General features: G+C 55.5%; 17 protein-coding genes, 6 tRNA genes, 1 rRNA gene, 2 pseudogenes and 1 riboswitch. Of the genes and pseudogenes, 2 read left to right on the forward strand and 24 right to left on the reverse strand.

The features are described 5' to 3' along the window. From BLT01_RS11475 to acpS, 23 genes and pseudogenes are all read right to left on the reverse strand, one after another. Positions 1-163 (reverse strand): 16S ribosomal RNA (locus BLT01_RS11475); the annotation flags it as partial. A gap of 151 nt (positions 164-314) precedes the next feature. Next, positions 315-388 (reverse strand) — tRNA-Gly (locus tag BLT01_RS11480). A gap of 4 nt (positions 389-392) precedes the next feature. Beyond that, positions 393-469: transfer RNA gene (locus tag BLT01_RS11485), tRNA-Arg, on the reverse strand. A 20-nt stretch (positions 470-489) separates the two neighbouring features. Next, positions 490-577: transfer RNA gene (locus BLT01_RS11490), tRNA-Leu, on the reverse strand. 133 nt (positions 578-710) lie between these two features. Then, a tRNA-Lys gene (locus tag BLT01_RS11495) sits at positions 711-786 on the reverse strand. 35 nt (positions 787-821) lie between these two features. Further along, a tRNA-Asp gene (locus BLT01_RS11500) sits at positions 822-897 on the reverse strand. 61 nt (positions 898-958) lie between these two features. After that, positions 959-1,030 (reverse strand) — tRNA-Glu (locus BLT01_RS11505). 175 nt (positions 1,031-1,205) lie between these two features. Further along, positions 1,206-1,661 carry a SprT family protein gene (locus BLT01_RS11510; RefSeq protein ID WP_092097868.1) on the reverse strand — a complete coding sequence of 152 codons (456 nt, stop codon included), beginning with the start codon at positions 1,659-1,661 and terminating at the stop codon, positions 1,206-1,208. Beyond that, the gene (locus tag BLT01_RS15575) at positions 1,654-2,013 is read right to left on the reverse strand and encodes a S1 RNA-binding domain-containing protein (protein ID WP_407639308.1); all 360 of its coding nucleotides are present in this window, start codon (positions 2,011-2,013) and stop codon (positions 1,654-1,656) included. Before BLT01_RS15575 ends, BLT01_RS11510 begins: the two co-directional genes overlap by 8 nt. Next, positions 1,993-4,149, reverse strand: a pseudogene (locus tag BLT01_RS11515) (Tex family protein); the annotation flags it as partial. The gene BLT01_RS15575 and the pseudogene BLT01_RS11515, both read right to left, overlap by 21 nt. Positions 4,150-4,257: 108 nt before the next feature. Beyond that, positions 4,258-4,848: a PP2C family serine/threonine-protein phosphatase gene (locus BLT01_RS11520; RefSeq protein ID WP_312024147.1), complete on the reverse strand. Its 591-nt coding sequence runs from the start codon at positions 4,846-4,848 to the stop codon at positions 4,258-4,260. A gap of 5 nt (positions 4,849-4,853) precedes the next feature. Next, positions 4,854-5,639, reverse strand: a complete 786-nt coding sequence (gene sigB / locus BLT01_RS11525) for an RNA polymerase sigma factor SigB (RefSeq protein ID WP_092097874.1) — start codon at positions 5,637-5,639, stop codon at positions 4,854-4,856. Then, complete coding sequence (gene rsbW / locus BLT01_RS11530; protein WP_092097876.1) at positions 5,617-6,087, reverse strand: anti-sigma B factor RsbW; 471 nt, start codon at positions 6,085-6,087, stop codon at positions 5,617-5,619. The genes sigB and rsbW overlap by 23 nt, the downstream gene beginning before the upstream one ends. Further along, positions 6,074-6,424 carry an STAS domain-containing protein gene (locus BLT01_RS11535; protein ID WP_092097879.1) on the reverse strand — a complete coding sequence of 117 codons (351 nt, stop codon included), beginning with the start codon at positions 6,422-6,424 and terminating at the stop codon, positions 6,074-6,076. The genes rsbW and BLT01_RS11535 overlap by 14 nt, the downstream gene beginning before the upstream one ends. Before the next feature lie 105 nt (positions 6,425-6,529). Beyond that, positions 6,530-7,531: a PP2C family protein-serine/threonine phosphatase gene (locus tag BLT01_RS11540; protein ID WP_092097882.1), complete on the reverse strand. Its 1,002-nt coding sequence runs from the start codon at positions 7,529-7,531 to the stop codon at positions 6,530-6,532. A gap of 17 nt (positions 7,532-7,548) precedes the next feature. Next, the gene (locus BLT01_RS11545) at positions 7,549-7,950 is read right to left on the reverse strand and encodes an anti-sigma regulatory factor (protein WP_092097885.1); all 402 of its coding nucleotides are present in this window, start codon (positions 7,948-7,950) and stop codon (positions 7,549-7,551) included. 2 nt (positions 7,951-7,952) lie between these two features. After that, complete coding sequence (locus BLT01_RS11550) at positions 7,953-8,315, reverse strand: STAS domain-containing protein (RefSeq protein ID WP_092097888.1); 363 nt, start codon at positions 8,313-8,315, stop codon at positions 7,953-7,955. Then, a complete protein-coding gene (locus tag BLT01_RS11555) occupies positions 8,312-9,142 on the reverse strand; it encodes an RsbT co-antagonist protein RsbRA (protein WP_092097891.1) in 831 nt (276 codons plus the stop codon). The genes BLT01_RS11550 and BLT01_RS11555 overlap by 4 nt, the downstream gene beginning before the upstream one ends. A gap of 378 nt (positions 9,143-9,520) precedes the next feature. Then, positions 9,521-9,871 (reverse strand): type II toxin-antitoxin system PemK/MazF family toxin, encoded by a 351-nt coding sequence (locus tag BLT01_RS11560; RefSeq protein WP_063181763.1) that lies wholly within the window; start codon positions 9,869-9,871, stop codon positions 9,521-9,523. A gap of 4 nt (positions 9,872-9,875) precedes the next feature. Further along, positions 9,876-10,162, reverse strand: a pseudogene (locus tag BLT01_RS11565) (transcriptional regulator). 140 nt (positions 10,163-10,302) lie between these two features. Further along, positions 10,303-11,436 carry an alanine racemase gene (alr, locus tag BLT01_RS11570; protein WP_092097895.1) on the reverse strand — a complete coding sequence of 378 codons (1,134 nt, stop codon included), beginning with the start codon at positions 11,434-11,436 and terminating at the stop codon, positions 10,303-10,305. Between the two features lie 84 nt (positions 11,437-11,520). After that, complete coding sequence (locus BLT01_RS11575; protein ID WP_407639307.1) at positions 11,521-12,693, reverse strand: LolA family protein; 1,173 nt, start codon at positions 12,691-12,693, stop codon at positions 11,521-11,523. A gap of 49 nt (positions 12,694-12,742) precedes the next feature. After that, the gene (acpS, locus tag BLT01_RS11580; protein ID WP_092097898.1) at positions 12,743-13,117 is read right to left on the reverse strand and encodes a holo-ACP synthase; all 375 of its coding nucleotides are present in this window, start codon (positions 13,115-13,117) and stop codon (positions 12,743-12,745) included. Positions 13,118-13,185: 68 nt separating this feature from the next. Here acpS and BLT01_RS11585 point away from each other — a divergent pair, with 68 nt between their 5' ends. Next, positions 13,186-13,797, forward strand: coding sequence for a rhomboid family intramembrane serine protease (locus tag BLT01_RS11585; protein ID WP_092097902.1), 612 nt, complete (start codon positions 13,186-13,188; stop codon positions 13,795-13,797). Between the two features lie 130 nt (positions 13,798-13,927). Beyond that, positions 13,928-14,039, forward strand: a riboswitch (SAM riboswitch). 174 nt (positions 14,040-14,213) lie between these two features. Then, on the forward strand, positions 14,214-14,759 hold the full coding sequence (gene ssuE, locus BLT01_RS11590; RefSeq protein WP_092097905.1) for an NADPH-dependent FMN reductase: 546 nt from the start codon (positions 14,214-14,216) through the stop codon (positions 14,757-14,759). Positions 14,760-14,985: 226 nt separating this feature from the next. Here ssuE and BLT01_RS11595 read toward each other — a convergent pair whose 3' ends face one another. Next, on the reverse strand, positions 14,986-15,462 hold the full coding sequence (locus BLT01_RS11595; RefSeq protein WP_092097908.1) for a DinB family protein: 477 nt from the start codon (positions 15,460-15,462) through the stop codon (positions 14,986-14,988). Between the last annotated feature and the right edge of the window lie 41 nt (positions 15,463-15,503).

Here is a 15,503-nt window from a genome sequence, read left to right on the forward strand (position 1 = left end):
CCGGTTTCCCGGAGTTATCCCGATCTTACAGGCAGGTTGCCCACGTGTTACTCACCCGTCCGCCGCTGAATCAGGGGAGCAAGCTCCCCGTCATCCGCTCGACTTGCATGTATTAGGCACGCCGCCAGCGTTCGTCCTGAGCCAGGATCAAACTCTCCATAAGAGAGTATGAGTAAGCTCATACTTTAAAGCTGGCATATCAAGTGATATGTCCGATATCATTTGTTCCGTTCTCGCCCGACGGGGTCGGGGATCGGGAACTCATTTCATCAGCGTTTTGCTGTTCAGTTTTCAAGGTTCATATCAAACAGAAATGGAGCGGGTGAAGGGAATCGAACCCTCATCATCAGCTTGGAAGGCTGAGGTTTTACCACTAAACTACACCCGCGAAGTGGCGCGCCTGACAGGAGTCGAACCCATAACCTTCTGATCCGTAGTCAGACGCTCTATCCAATTGAGCTACAGGCGCACACTTAATAAAGAAATAAATGGTGCGGTAGAGAGGACTTGAACCTCCACGGGATTTAACTCCCACTAGGCCCTCAACCTAGCGCGTCTGCCATTCCGCCACTACCGCATGTTAAAGTGATTCGGTTTTTAAGAAGCTGTTTTCGTTCGCTTTCGTTCCAGCGACAAGATTTATTATATAACCTCGTCCTCGGAAAGTCAACAACTTTTTTCAACTTTTTTAAACCGTTTTGTTTAAAGGGTGGTGAGCCATGCAGGGCTCGAACCTGCGACCCTCTGATTAAAAGTCAGATGCTCTACCAACTGAGCTAATGGCTCACATATGATCCTCCGGCCATCGACCAAAGAACAAATGGCGGTCCCGACGGGAATCGAACCCGCGATCTCCTGCGTGACAGGCAGGCATGTTAACCGCTACACCACGGGACCACCTATGTATGAAAGGGAGATTCCGGACGGCCAGGCAAACCTGCCGTCCGTTCCCTCGTGATGACCCCTACGGGATTCGAACCCGTGTTACCGCCGTGAAAGGGCGGTGTCTTAACCGCTTGACCAAGGGGCCATATCCAATGTCCCAAGAGCTCTCAGCCGTTCAGGCTTTCGTGTGATCTCTTGTCGACTTGTCCTATTATAGGGGGCATAAGAAAATACGTCAACACTTTTCGCCAACTTTTTTATAAAAATATCAAAACCCTTGCCGCTCAACGGTTTTCCCCGCCCGGCAAGGGTTTCCTTCTTCAACTTTCTTCGACTATATGAATGCGGCCCCGACATTTTCCACAACGGTAGCGGCTGGTGTCCATCCGGATTTTCCGCATGTAGGACTGTCCGCAATCTGTACAGCGGTACAGGTACTTCGCTTTCCTCCTGACCGGCTCCCTGATGACAGAACAGTGCCTGGGCGCTCCGGTCTTCTTGAGAAGTTCCCGGAAATCCCGGTCGCGGTGCTGATATCCCTTTCCTTCTATATGAAGGTGATAGTGGCAAAGCTCATGCTTGATGATGCCGACGAGCTCATCCATCCCGTACTTCCTGTAAGCTTCCGGATTGATTTCAATGTCGTGATCGTGAAGCCGGTACCTGCCGCCCGTTGTCCGCAGTCTCGGATTGAAGTATACCCGGTGGCGGAACGGACGGCAGAACGAATCCCGCGAAATCGATTCGGTCAGATGCTGGAGCTCCCCTTCATCCACGGCGGCTTCCGCTCTTCTCGTTTTCTTCGGGGCCGATCATCGTCAGCGAGATTTTCGAGGCGGACGGATCGACCGATTCGATCCATACCGCTACGGTGTCCCCCGGCTGCACGATCTCTCCCGGATCATTGACGCGGACTGGCGCCATCTTGGATATATGGACAAGTCCGTCTTTTTCTGCACCGACGTCCACAAATGCACCATATGGCTGCAGCCGACGCACCTTCCCCTTCACCCGGGTCCCCGGTTTAAGATCGGCAAGCTTTTTGGCACTCCGCTTCCGTTCCTTCGGCTGTCGTTTCCGCTCCTCTGCCAGTCTCTTCTTTTCTTCTTCCTGCGCAGGGCTGAGCATCGTGAGGGAAATCCGCCCCTTTTCCTGATCAACCTCGTCGACCATGACCGTGACGACGTCACCGGGAGCCATCATGTCCAGCGGATGGCGGACCCGTGCAGTGCTCATCTTGGTCACATGCAGCAGGCCGTCCTCACCGACACCGATGTCGACAAACGCCCCGAAGTCGACGACGTTACGGACGGTCCCTTCCATTTCCATACCGCGCTTCAGATCCTTGAGTGTCAGCACTTCTTTCCTGAGCAGCGGCTGCGGGAATTCATCGCGGGGATCCCGGTTCGGTCGGCTCAGCGTTTCAATGATGTCACGGACGGTCACTTCCCCCGCTCCTGCAGTTTCGGCCACTTCTCCCGCATCCAGCCTGGCGAGGGCTTCTGCCGCATGCTCCGTACCGATTTCCTTCTTGTCCAATCCTGCCGCCTTCAGAATCTCTTCTGCAAGACCGTAGCTTTCCGGATGGACTCCGGTGGCATCCAGCGGATTCTTGGCTCCGGGAACGCGCAGGAAGCCGATCGCCTGCTCGTACGTCTTCGCGCCGAGCCGCGGAACTTTCTTTAATTGTGCGCGGGAGCTGAAGCGGCCGATCTCGTCACGGGCTGCGACGATGTTGTCCGCAACCGTGCGGGAAAGCCCCGAGACGTGCTGGAGCAGCGATGCGGACGCCATATTCACATCCACCCCTACCCGGTTCACCGCGGTCTCGACGACAAAGTCCAGCTGCTCCCCCAGGTTTTTCTGGGAAACATCATGTTGATACTGGCCGACACCGACCGATTTCGGCTCGATCTTCACCAGCTCGGACAAAGGGTCCTGGAGGCGGCGCGCAATCGAAACGGCGCTCCGCTGCTCGACTTGAAGATCCGGGAATTCGCGGCGCGCTTCTTCCGAGGCGGAATAAACACTTGCCCCCGCTTCGTTGACAATCACATAGGAAGCTCCGCCGTCCGCCTCCTTCAGGCAATCCGCAATGAACTGTTCGGTTTCGCGGGAAGCTGTTCCATTGCCGATTGCGATGATGGAGACCGGGTACTGGCGGAGAAGCGCGAGCACTTTCTTTTTCGCGCCTTCCGTGTCAGACGATGTATGCGGATAGATGACGCCAAGTTCGAGAAGCCGGCCGGTATCGCTGACAACAGCCAGCTTGCAGCCGGTCCTGTAGGCAGGGTCCACTCCGAGGACCGTCTTGCCCCTCATCGGCGGCTGGAGCAGCAGCCGTTTCAGGTTCTCCGAGAAAATCCGGATTGCCTGTTCTTCCGCCTTCTCGGTCAGCTCACCTCGGATTTCGCGTTCAATCGACGGAAGCAGCAGGCGCTTGAAGGCGTCTGCAGCTGCTTCTGCCACTTCCGCAGCGACGGGTGATCCCGGACGGCGTACGTAGGTGCGCCGGATGTCTTCTATCAGACGCTCCTCCGACGTTGTGACCGACACCTTCAGCACACCCGTCTTCTCGCCCCGGTTCACCGCCAGGATCCGGTGCGGCTTGATCTGCCTGACCGGCTCTTCGTATTCATAGTACATTTCAAAGACGCCCTTCGGATCCTCGGCATCTTTTTTCCGGGCTGTGACAATCAGGCCGTCACGGCGGATGGCGCTGCGGATCCTTTCCCGGACCGAGGCATCATCGGAAATACGCTCCGCAATGATATCCCTCGCACCGGCAAGCGCAGCCCCTGCGTCCGGGACATCTTTCCCGGCATCGACAAACCCTCCGGCCAGGACTTCGGGATGTTCTTTCGTTTCAGAAAGGAGCAGATCGGCAAGCGGCTCCAGCCCTCTCTCTTTTGCAGCCGTCGCCCTGGTTTTCCGCTTTTTCTGATAAGGGCGGTACAGGTCCTCCACCCGCTGCAGCACGTCGGCGCCGCGGATTGCTTTTTCCAGATCACTGTCCAATTTCCCCTGTTCGGAAATGATGCGGATGACTTCCTCTTTCCGCTCCTCCAGCTGGGCGAGATAGCGGTGGGCGTCCTCGACTGCCTTGATCTGCACTTCGTCGAGTTCGCCGGTCGCTTCTTTCCGGTAGCGCGCGATAAACGGGACAGTCTTGCCTTCGCCAAGCAGGCCGATGACCGCCTGGGCCTGGGCCGGCCGCACACCCGCGCGCACCGCTGCTTTCTGAATCAATTCTTGTTCCTGCATGTTCTCACCCTTTCGTTCCCTTCCCTTTACCTTTTCACTTTATCATAAATGGCACGATCCGCCGGGTTCCGTCTTGACAGCATCCATCAAAAAACCCGCTCCGCGGATTTAGCGGAGCAGGCTTCCTGCGATATATGTGGCATCGTCACCGTGTTCGAGGGTTTCAAACACTTTCCTGTATAGGTCATATGGGCCGGCGCTGTTCTGCATAAAGGCCTTCGGGCTGCGGATGTCCACGCCGTCGGAATGCAGGAGGAACAGATCCCCCGGTCCGTAATCATACCCCTGTGTGCGAAGTTTTTGCGGGCGCCCGGACAGGTAGCCCATCACCGGAAGCGGATAAATCATCTTATCGTCAGAACGGCGATAAAGATAAAACCGCACATTTCCCACACAGCTATATTCGATCGTCTTTGTATGGAAATACGCCTTGATGATTGCAACGGCCGCTCCGCGCTTCTGGTGCATATGCGTATTGCAACGGCTCAGAAGCTGGTCGATCGATTCGTCGTGATGCCGTTCCAGGATTTCCGGAACGATTTCCGCCGATTCTCTGGCAATCGGCCCGTTCCCGAGACCGTCCGCAATAGCGCACAGAAAATAGTCTTCATTGGTGAAGGTGTAATATACGTCACCTGATTCATGGTTTCCCGCCTTGGCTTCCTGATAGATATACGCTTCCACGCGGTCGCCCTTCACTGTCTTCAAGACGCTCCACCACCTGCCGCCGCAATCGCTTCCTGAAGTTTTTTGATGGCCTTCCGCTGAAGCCTGGATACATGCATCTGTGAAATGCCGAGACGTTCGCCCGCTTCCTTCTGGCTCATCTGCTCGATATATGTAAACTGGATGATCTGCTTTTCACGCTCGGACAGCACATCGAGCGCTTCAGCCACGATCAGACGCTGGTCGGTCATCTCATAGCCGTCATCCGTATCACCGATGATATCGAACAGGGTCACGGTACTGCCGTCGGAATCGGCTTCAAGTGAATGGTCCATGGACAGGGCCTGATAGCTCCGTCCCATCTCCATCGCTTCAAGGACATCGTCTTCGTCCACTTCCAGATAATCGGCAATCTCCTGCACCTTCGGCGAGCGCTGGAGCTCGTTCGTCAGCGTCTCCGCAGCGGACTTGATTTTCGGTCCGAGTTCCTTGATCCTGCGGGGAACATGGACCGCCCATGTCTTGTCGCGGAGGAACCGTTTGATTTCGCCGATAATCGTCGGAACGGCGAACGCCTCGAAGCTCCGGCCGAAATCGGGATCGTAGCGGCGGATTGCGCCAAGCAGCCCGAGCATGCCGACCTGCACGATATCTTCATGGTAGGATTTCCCGTTGGAGTATTTGCGGGCGATCGACTGGACAAGCCGTTCGTAGTGGAGAACGAGATTCGTCTGCGCCTCCTCATCGCCGCTTTCCTGGAAGGCCCTGATCCAGTCCATCACCTGTTCTTTTGACTTGGAATCAGGAGGAGACTGTTTCGACATCCTTTTCCACCTGCTCTCCGCCGAGATATTTGGTCATGAAGACCGTGACCCCTTCATCGTGGTGGATTTTAATCTCGTCCATCAGCGTTTCGATCAGGTAGAGGCCGAGACCCCCTTCCCGGAGGAACATACCTTCTTCATGATCATGGTAAGGACCCACGTTCTTTTTGGTTTCCTCGAAGTCGAAGCTCTGACCATGGTCGGCCACCATGATCTCCATCCGGTCTTCATACAATGCGCAGCCGACGACGACTTCACCTTCCTCGTCATCTTTGTATGCGTGCTGCACCGCATTCGTAATGGCCTCACTTGATGCGATCTTCATATCTTCTATGTCGTCATAGGTGAAGCCGAGCCGGCTTGCGAGGCCGGAGATTGTGAGCCGCGCCACGCCCACATACTGGGCCTTGGCCGGCACACGGATCTCCACATAGTCATACGGTTGCATCATTGAACCCACCTTTATCTTCTTGATGTCCTTCGATATCCATGACTTCATCGAGCCCGGTGATATCGAACAGCCGCTTCAGCCGCGGCGAGAGCCCCGTGATTTTCACATGTCCGCCGCTTTCCTTCACTTGTTTGAAGTAGCCGACAAACACGCCGAGACCCGTGCTGTCCATATATTCCACGTCTGAAAGATCGATCTCTACTTTTACGCCCTGTTGGACAGTTAGCTCAGAAAGCTTCTCGCGGAGGACAGGCGCCGTGAATGCGTCGATCTCTCCGACCACTTTAAAATGCTGCACACTATTTTCTTCGCGCAAATCGACTTGTAGGTTCATTTCCACACCTCTTCTTTTATTTCTGCGTTCTGTAATCCCAAAACCATAACTTCGTCTGAACACAACATCAAGGCTTTACCCTTTCAGAAGAAATCCAAACATCTATTACTCTTTTTTCAAGATTACGAGCGAGAAATCGTCTTGGAGACGGAAGCCCTGCATGCGGTCCAACTCCGCGAAAACGTGTTCTGCCATTTCTTGTGCGGGACGGTCCTTTACGCTGCTGATGATCTCAAGGATGGTTTCCTTTTCGACAAAGCCTTCAGGCGTCCGCGCTTCGGTCACCCCGTCGGTCATGATGGCGACAAAATCACCGCGCTCCAGGACAATTGCCCCTTCTTCATAGCGGGCATCCTGCGAAACGCCAAGAAGAAGACCTTTGGCATCAAGTTCCACAAACCGGTTTTCCGACGCCCGGTAATGGAGTGCCGGCTCATGCCCGGCGGATGCATAAGAGAAAGTGGAGTTTTTCGCATCATAGAGGCCGTACATCATCGTCACGAACATCGAGTCGTTGACGCTTTTTTCCACGATCCGGTTAATGACCGAAAGGACGCCGGAAGGGCCTTCGGCCGAATGCCGGACACTGTCCATGCCGAATTTGACCATCGACATGCACAAGGCCGCCGGAATGCCCTTGCCCATTACATCTGCGACAGCCACGCCCGCTTCATCCTTATCATTTCCGACAAAGTAGATATAATCCCCGCTCATTATCCGTGAAGGCACGGTGACGTAGCCGACATCCATTCCCTCCACCGCCGGGATCTTCGTTTTCAAAAGCGTTTCTTGAACTTTTGCGGCCACTTCCATCTCCAGCTGCATCTCTTCCTGCCGTTTGACGAGTGACTGGTGTTCCTTCAGCGCGAGGCCGTAGCGGATCATCATTTCGATGAGGAAGTCGAAAGAGTGCCAGACTTTTGACGGAAGGCCCGGCAACACATCCTTGAGTGCGGATTTATGTATGCTGATGACCTCCTCCGGAGAGATGTCCCGCTCGATGAGCTTGCGGCTGAATGCTTCTCCCATATACAGGTTCTGCTCGGACTGGTCCTCAAGATACTGCCTCAAAATCTCTTTATATTCATTTTCCGTCTGCTGAGGCATCTACATTCATCCCCCTGTCAGCGGAGCCATTTGATCGCGGTGATTTTCGTGCCCTTGCCCCGTTCGGTGTCCACACGGAAGTCATCCATCAGACGCTTGACTCCCGGCATCCCCGCACCGAGCCCGCCGGAAGTCGAGTAACCGTCTTCCATCACTTTTCTCACATCGGGGATGCCCGGGCCTTCGTCCGAAGCGATAATGGCAATTCCGAATAGACCACCTTCGTTCAGGCGTTCGATCTCAATCTTTCCGGCTCCTGCATATAAGTAAATATTTCTTGCGAGTTCACTGATTGCCGTAGTGATACGGGCCTGGTCGACGGTGCCGAAGCCTACTTTCTTTGCTTCGTTCCGGCCTAGCTGCCGCGCTGCGACAATGTCCCATTCTGTATGGATATCGACTGAAGACCGGTACGCCATCGTCAAGCCTCCAATTCTTGTTGCAGTTTGTCCATTCCGTTTTCGAGATCAAGGGCCGTCATGACATTCTCCAGACGGATTCCGAGTTCGATGAGCGTAATGGCGACGGCCGGCTGGATGCCCGTGATGACTACTTTGGCACCCATGAGGCCCGACATACTGATCACGTCGCCGAGCACCTTCGCGATGAAGGAGTCGATGAAATCGATCGGCGTCAGGTCGATCACGACGCCTTTGGCCGACGTATCATGCAGTTTTTTCAGAAGGTCTTCCTGGAATTGAATCGCAGTCTGGTCGTCCAGTTCCCACTGCAGCGAGACAATCAAGATATCGTTGAGCTTGAGGATCGGGATACGCATGTTCACTGTTCATCCACCTCCATGATTTTTCGGTTTGTCAGCGCGAGCGCTTCCTGCATGCCGCGCTGGAGCGTGCTGGTCGTCGTAAAGTCTTCCAGGCTGATGCCGAGTGCCACGATCGTCTGGGCGATTTCCGGCCGGATGCCGACAAGCATACAGCGTGCGCCGACGAGGCGGACCGCATCGGCCGCCTGGATAATATGATGGGCGACCATCGTATCGACGACCGGCACGCCGGTGATATCAAGCAGCACCACTTCCGCGCGATGGCGGACAACCCCATCCAGGAGGTTTTCCATGATGAGCTTGGCGCGTTCGGTGTCGATCGTGCCGACCAGCGGCATGACGGAAATCTTGTCGAATACCGGAATCAGGGATGCCGACAACTCCTGCAGGGCAATCTTCTGCAGATTGACCGTGCGTTCCCAGGTGCGGGAATACATTTCGACGACTTCCTGGCGGAGCGGCTTGATCCAGTTGTTGAGAATATCAAAGTACTCGGCCACATTGCTGTCATCCAGGATCTCCGCCTTCCGGAGCAGATCGTAGAGCGTATCCGCGAAGTTCTCAATCGCCTTCATGACGAGCGATATCGACCAGCCGAGCCGGACGATGCGCTCGGAAAAGTTATGGAGCTTCTCCTCATACTGGCCGGATTCCTCTGTCAGGCTGGACACGACAAGTTCCGTGAAATCCCGGCTTGTCCGCTCGATGACTTCTTCCGGCATGATATGGAAGAATTTTTCACCATGCTCATCTTTCATGCGTGCTTTCCAACTGTCGATGATTTCCTCGAGGTGAGTCTCGACAAACTGAGGAACTTTTCTATACATGGCTCTGACGGCCCCCTTCTACGGACTGTTCTTTACATTGTAACGAAAATACACCAGGAACACACTTATTTTGCGAGATATAAATACTCATATGAAAGCGGTGGCCGGCACCGGGATAAAGATACACGGCTGCCGGTCCTCCGCCGGCACATCGCATCTACTGTTAGTATCACACGAAAGCATCAAACAATCGCATTCCAAATGAAGGAATGCGGACTACCGCCGCTTCTGAACCGGATTCAGCACAGGCCACACCAGCCTATCAGTTTGACCTGACAGAGTCGATGATTGGGGAACTTTCCGTGCCGCTGCCCCGGCCTATATAAATCAACAAAAAACCGTCCGGTATGCCGGACGGCGCTTTTTGTATATGTATACTTAAAATTTCACCAGTCCGAGGCTGATTTCAAGCGCCTCTTCCACCTGCCGCATCATTTCTTCGTCCAAATGTGTGATCTTGTCGGAAAGGCGGGATTTGTCAATTGTCCGGACTTGCTCAAGCAAGACGACGGAGTTTTTGTCCAATCCGTACCGTGCCGCATCAATCTCCACATGGGTGGGCAGTTTGGCTTTCTGTATCTGGGCCGTGATGGCTGCGACGATCACAGTGGGGCTGAACCGATTGCCGATATCATTCTGAATAACCAGGACGGGTCTTTTCCCGCCCTGTTCAGAACCTTTCACCGGCGACAGATCTGCAAAGAAAATGTCCCCGCGTTTTATGGCCAAAATCTCATCCTCCGATTACGAGTTGCGCCACGCGTGCTCCGCTTCGTATTCCGCGTACAAACATTCGGAAGCAATCGAAAGATTGATCTGCGACATCTCCACGTAGCCTTTGACGATGGCTTCCCGTATAAGATTTGGTTGTTCCTTCCGTGTCTTGCGGGTCGTCGTCAGATAGACGTACCCGTCCTGTTCCGCTCGGTCGTAGGCGACGGACTCCCCGTCACACTGAAGCATCCTCTTCGGGATCTTCACCACAACTTCTTTTGTCTCTTTCTCTGCCACAGCAAACACCTCCGACGCAGCCATTCAACAAATTTCTATCCCATCATATCATTGGACAGACCTGTTGAAAAGACACGTTCGGAAAGAATGCGACAAAGTTCCTCCGAAACCGGTTGAATCTGTCGGATCATGTCGGGCCGTGGTTGGGGTTAGTATTCCCCGCATCCCTGCAAATAAACTCTCGGAATCCGCTTTGACAGGGTGACGACGACCTCGTAAGGAATGGTCCCCAGACGATCCGCCCATTCATCAGGCCGGATTTCTTCATCGCCCTGTTTTCCAAGGAGGATAACGGGTTCACCGGGGGCCATTTCACGGGGCAGCCGGACCATGCACTGGTCCATGCAGATGCGGCCGACCACCGGGCAGCGGCGGCCGCCGATCAGGACATCCTGCCCGCCGAGGCCTCCGAGAAACCCGTCCGCGTAACCGATTGGCAGCGTCCCGATCCATTCATCACTTGCCGCCCGGTAGGTCGCCCCGTAGCTGACCGTATCCCCCCGGCCGATCCGTTTCACATGGACAAGTTCTGTCGAAAGCGTCAGCGCCGGACGGAGCGGGAATGGCAGGTGCTCCCCAACGAATCCGGACGGGGCGATGCCGTACAAGGAAATGCCGAGCCGCACCGCATCGAACCTGCAATCCGGATGCATGAACGCGGCCGCGCTGTTTGATGCGTGCACTAAGCGCGGCCTCTCCGGAAGCAGCGCCACGGCTTCCCGGAATCCGGATGCCTGCTTTCTCCACACTTCATTATCCGGCTCGTCTGCCGTCGCGAAATGGGTGAAGACACCGTCCACCACGATTTTGGCCGCCCTGGCGGTCCTGTACATTCGGAGGAGGTCTTCCCCGCTCCGGACGCCGAGCCGGCCCATTCCGGTGTCGACCTTCAGATGGACCTGTAAGGGGCGGCCGAAATCAGGCGCTTCTCCGGCAACCTGCTCCATCCAGGTCGGCGAGTCGGCGGTGATGATGATGCCCATCTCCGATGCGACCCGCGCGAACGGAACAGGGGAGGCGCCCAAAAGCAGAATGTCCGCTTCCAGGCCCGCCTCCCTGAGTTCCACCGCTTCTTCCGGAGTAGCAACTGCCAGCATCATCGCTCCCGCATCGAGCGCCGCCTCCGCGACACGGACCGCGCCATGGCCGTATCCGTCCGCCTTGACGACGGCGATCACGCCGGTGTCCGGGCCGGCAATGCGGGCCGTGTTGCGGACATTTTCCCGGATTGCCTCAAGATCGACGGACGCCACTGTCGGCCGTCCCCATTTCGTCTGTTCCATTTCCCGTTCTCCCTTCCGAATTGCCGGATCTCTCTTTATCTTTCATTATCCGCCCGGAGGGAGAAAGCCGTCAATACTCCCGGATCACTTCTGTTCGGCTTCGATCATCGAAGTCGCGACTTCCACCATTTCTTCGCGGCTCAGGCCGTTCGAGGCGAGGAAGTAGGATACGCCTCCCTGTTCCCAGCTGACCGAGTTGTCAGTGATTGCGCCGATCGTGAAGCCGAGGTGTGCCGGATCCCCTTCCGCAAACACCGGAACGAGTGCATCCTGCGGGGACTTCGCCTGCTGCTGGACGATGACGAACTCTTTCTCGCCGCTGTAAGTCAGGTAGACCCGCTTGTCGTCTCCGCTGCCCACGACTTCCTCTTCCACGTCGACGCCTTCCCACTTGAGGAGCGGATAGGATGTGCGGAATTCCTCACCATCCAATTCGGCACCCGCTTCTTCATCTCCTTCTTCCTTGCCATCTTCGTTACCTTCTTCATCAGCCGCACCGTCTGTCTCATCCGAGGTACCTTCTTGCTCTTCCCCATCCGAGGTGCCTTCCTGGTCTTCTCCATCCTGCTTTTCTTCTGTCGCACCGGTATCATCCGCGGATCCTTCCGCGCCTTCAGGTGCCTTCGAATGCTTTTCCACCGCATAGTCGCCGGCACTTCGCTCCGTGCCCAGTGAAATTTTCTCGAACGTGATCTTCATCTGTTCTTCTTTGTTTTCATTCAGCACTGAAACTTTCACAGGGAGGAGCGATTTTTTGTCTATGTGGATCCGCTGGTAAGGAAGCATTTTCCGGTGGTTGTTCCGGGTGGCCGTCTCAAAAACATATTCCTTTTCTTCTTCCTTCATCACCGCATCCTTGTCCGCCCGGATGTCTTCGGCAAGCGCCCCGATCAGGTAAGCCTGGCTGTTTTTCTCCGGCCAGTCGCTCTGGAACTTGTACGTTTTGCCGATTGAAGGCGTAACGACAAATACCCCGTCCTTGTTGCGGAGGATCATCTGGGACTCTTTGGAGCCCTGCTGGGCCACGTTGACCCGGTAGTAGTCCGGCTTTGTGTGCCACACTTCCACGTCATACAGCCTTGGCTCATCGCCGGTCTTGATCTCCATGACGGCGGTGAGTTCATAACCTTTTGCATCCGTCCATTTGCCGCTCAGCTTTTTCATGACATCTTCCTTCGACTGTGACCCGCATGCCGCCAGCAGCATGACGAGCACGATGAGCATTCCTGCGAATATCCGGCTCCGCAATTCCTTCACCCTTTCTCATTTCGCTCCTGTAGAACATCCTATGAGAGAGGGTCCAGGTTTATTCGGACAGGGCTGCCGGTAATCCGGTGAGAATGACCTGGGCCGCTGCGTATTCACGCGTGTGGGTGATCGATACGAATCCCGGCGCCGGCTCGCCCCTGAAATAAAGCACAGGTTTGCCCGTTTCGTCCGGCAGCACGCTGATGTCGCCGAATGCGCATGACCTGCCGATCCCGGTGCCGAGGGCTTTTGCGAAAGCCTCTTTGGCGGCAAATCGCCCTGCCAGGTATTCGGTCCGCCTTGTGTCGCCGAGCTTTTCGTACCTCTCCAATTCCATCCTGCTCAGAATCCTTTGCCTGAAGCGGCCGCTCCTCCCGTCTGCCTGCCGGATCCTGTCCATCTCCACGATGTCGAGCCCGATTCCGGTGATCATCTGTGTTCCCCGCTTTCTGGACCGCGCCAAACGCGGTATACTGTTCATATGTAAATAGAGGTGAAACCATGTTTATCAGAAGAGAAAGCTTCTCCGAGTATATCCGGTTCTATCCGGTCGTCTCGGCGCTGATCGCGATCAACGTGATCATCTACATCCTGACCATCCTCCCCGGCATCGGTGACCTGATCATGTTTTACGGAATGGGCATCAACCGGCTGATCGCGGAAGGGGACTGGTGGAGATTCGTCACGCCGATGTTTCTGCATGCCGGTTTCATGCATGTGCTGTTCAATATGTTCGCCCTGTTTTTGTTTGGTCCCGAGCTGGAAAGGCTCGCAGGGAAAGTCCGGTTTTTGAATCTGTTTTTCCTCGCGGGCCTGTTCGGAAATGTGGCCTCTTATTTCCTGCATGACGGTTCCTATGCCTACGTGGGGGCGAGCGGCGCCATCTACGGGATCTTCGGCGCGTTCGCCGCATTTGTCTACCACACCAAAGGCGCGTTCCCGCAGATCCGCCAGATTATCCTGCCGATCATTGTCATCAGTGTGGTCATGACGTTTTTGACCCCGAACATCAACATCACCGCCCACCTGACGGGCCTGGCTGTCGGCTTTCTCGTCGGCCTCAGCTACTTCCATCCGAAGAATATCACAAGCTGGCGCAAGAATCGCCGGTGAAGCGCCAGTACCCCGCTGTTGCGGGGTTTTTGGTATTTGGATCAGGGGCCCCTTTAAAGCCGGCTTTTCCTGTTGACAATGCACAGGGCTCTGCTATACTGTTCACCAAGCCGAAAATTCATAATTTTATTTCTTATCGAGAGAGGTGGAGGGACTTGGCCCTGCGAAGCCTCAGCAACCAGCAGACCCCGCTCTGCATGGTGCTAATTCCAGCAGGGCGGATCCCGTCCCGGAGATGAGAAAACAGTCAGGCAAAAAGGGGCGTATGCACTCCGGCCAGGCTCTTCTCTCATTATTCACAAGGGAGAAGAGCTTTTTTCATTCCCCCGACGGCCCCCTGAACACCTATTAGGAGGGTTCGTCCATTCTGAATCCCTAGTTCTCCGACAGATTTATCTATAGAAAGGATGATCACCATGTCCGAAATCGTCATCATCTCCGGCAGCCCGAATGCCGGTTCCCGTTCCGAGCGCGTGCTCGGTTATATCGGCGGGCTGCTTGAAGACCAGCAATTCACCGTTACCCACCTGAGTGTGCGGGACATCCCTGCGGAAGTCCTTTTTTCCGCCGACTTCAGCCATCCGTCCGTCACTGATGCTGCCGTGAGAATCCGCGGGGCAAAAGGGGTCATCATCGGTTCTCCTGTTTACAAGGCGGCGTACTCCGGTGTGCTGAAAGCCTTCATCGACCTCTTGCCCCAGGATGTGCTCGAGTCGACACCCGTCTTGCCGCTTATGACAGGCGGCAGCCAGGGGCATCTGCTCGCCCTCGACTATTCCCTGAAGCCGCTCCTCTCCACACTGAAGGGTCATCCCCTCAAAGGGATCTATCTTACCGATGAGGTGATCGACAAGAACCTGGATATCCCTGTTCTGGACGGAGACTGTCTCAGGCGCCTGGAAAAGCAGACCGCCTACTTTGCGGAGCTTGTACACGGGCAGTTCAGCCGGACCCACGCCTGAACAGAATGAGGAAAAATTGTCCGGTTCAATCGAAAGCCCCGAACCGGCACCGGTTCGGGGCTTTCTAGAGGGAAGCTGCGCACATACCTCGGCCATTTTCATTGACGGCTTGGCCGGAAGGAAGATCCGCAGCGCAAATAGTGAGACTCGCTGCCCGAATGACGAAACTCCAGTTTTGAATGATGAAAGTCCCGCCACGAATGAGGTAATTGCAGAGCCGGATCGATTACTGCCCAGCTTCAATCATCTTCCGCATCTGCCGGACCGTCTCCAGGTGGAGGGCTTCATGATAAAACGAGAACAGCAGTGTCTCGCCGGCCATGCGGAACGCAAGGCCCATCCGGTTCGTGAACGGTTCCGGCAGCGGCTCGTCCAGCCTGCCTGCCCGCAGCTTCCGAAGACGCTCCGTCTGGGTGTCCAATGCTTCCCGGATGTCAATGAGCGTCGGGGGCGCGCCCTTCCATTCCGACGGCCTCGTGCCCGCTGCAAAGTAAATCCTGTATTCCTCCGGCAGCTCCATTTCCTCCCCTGCCACTTCCAGTGCAAGCCGTTCCTGAATAAATAGGATGTGGCCAAAGTTCCAGTGAATATGATTGGGATAGCCATCCGGAACCGTTCCCGCGATTTCCTCGGGCATATCGTCCAGGCACTTCAGCGTCAGTTCACGGACCGTCTGCATGTGGCGGAAAATCAGGTTTTCCATCCCGTCCCCTCCTGTCCAAAAAGGCCGCCCGGATCAGGGGC

This window comes from Bhargavaea beijingensis, from assembly GCF_900101985.1.
GTDB classification, from domain to species: domain Bacteria; phylum Bacillota; class Bacilli; order Bacillales_A; family Planococcaceae; genus Bhargavaea; species Bhargavaea beijingensis.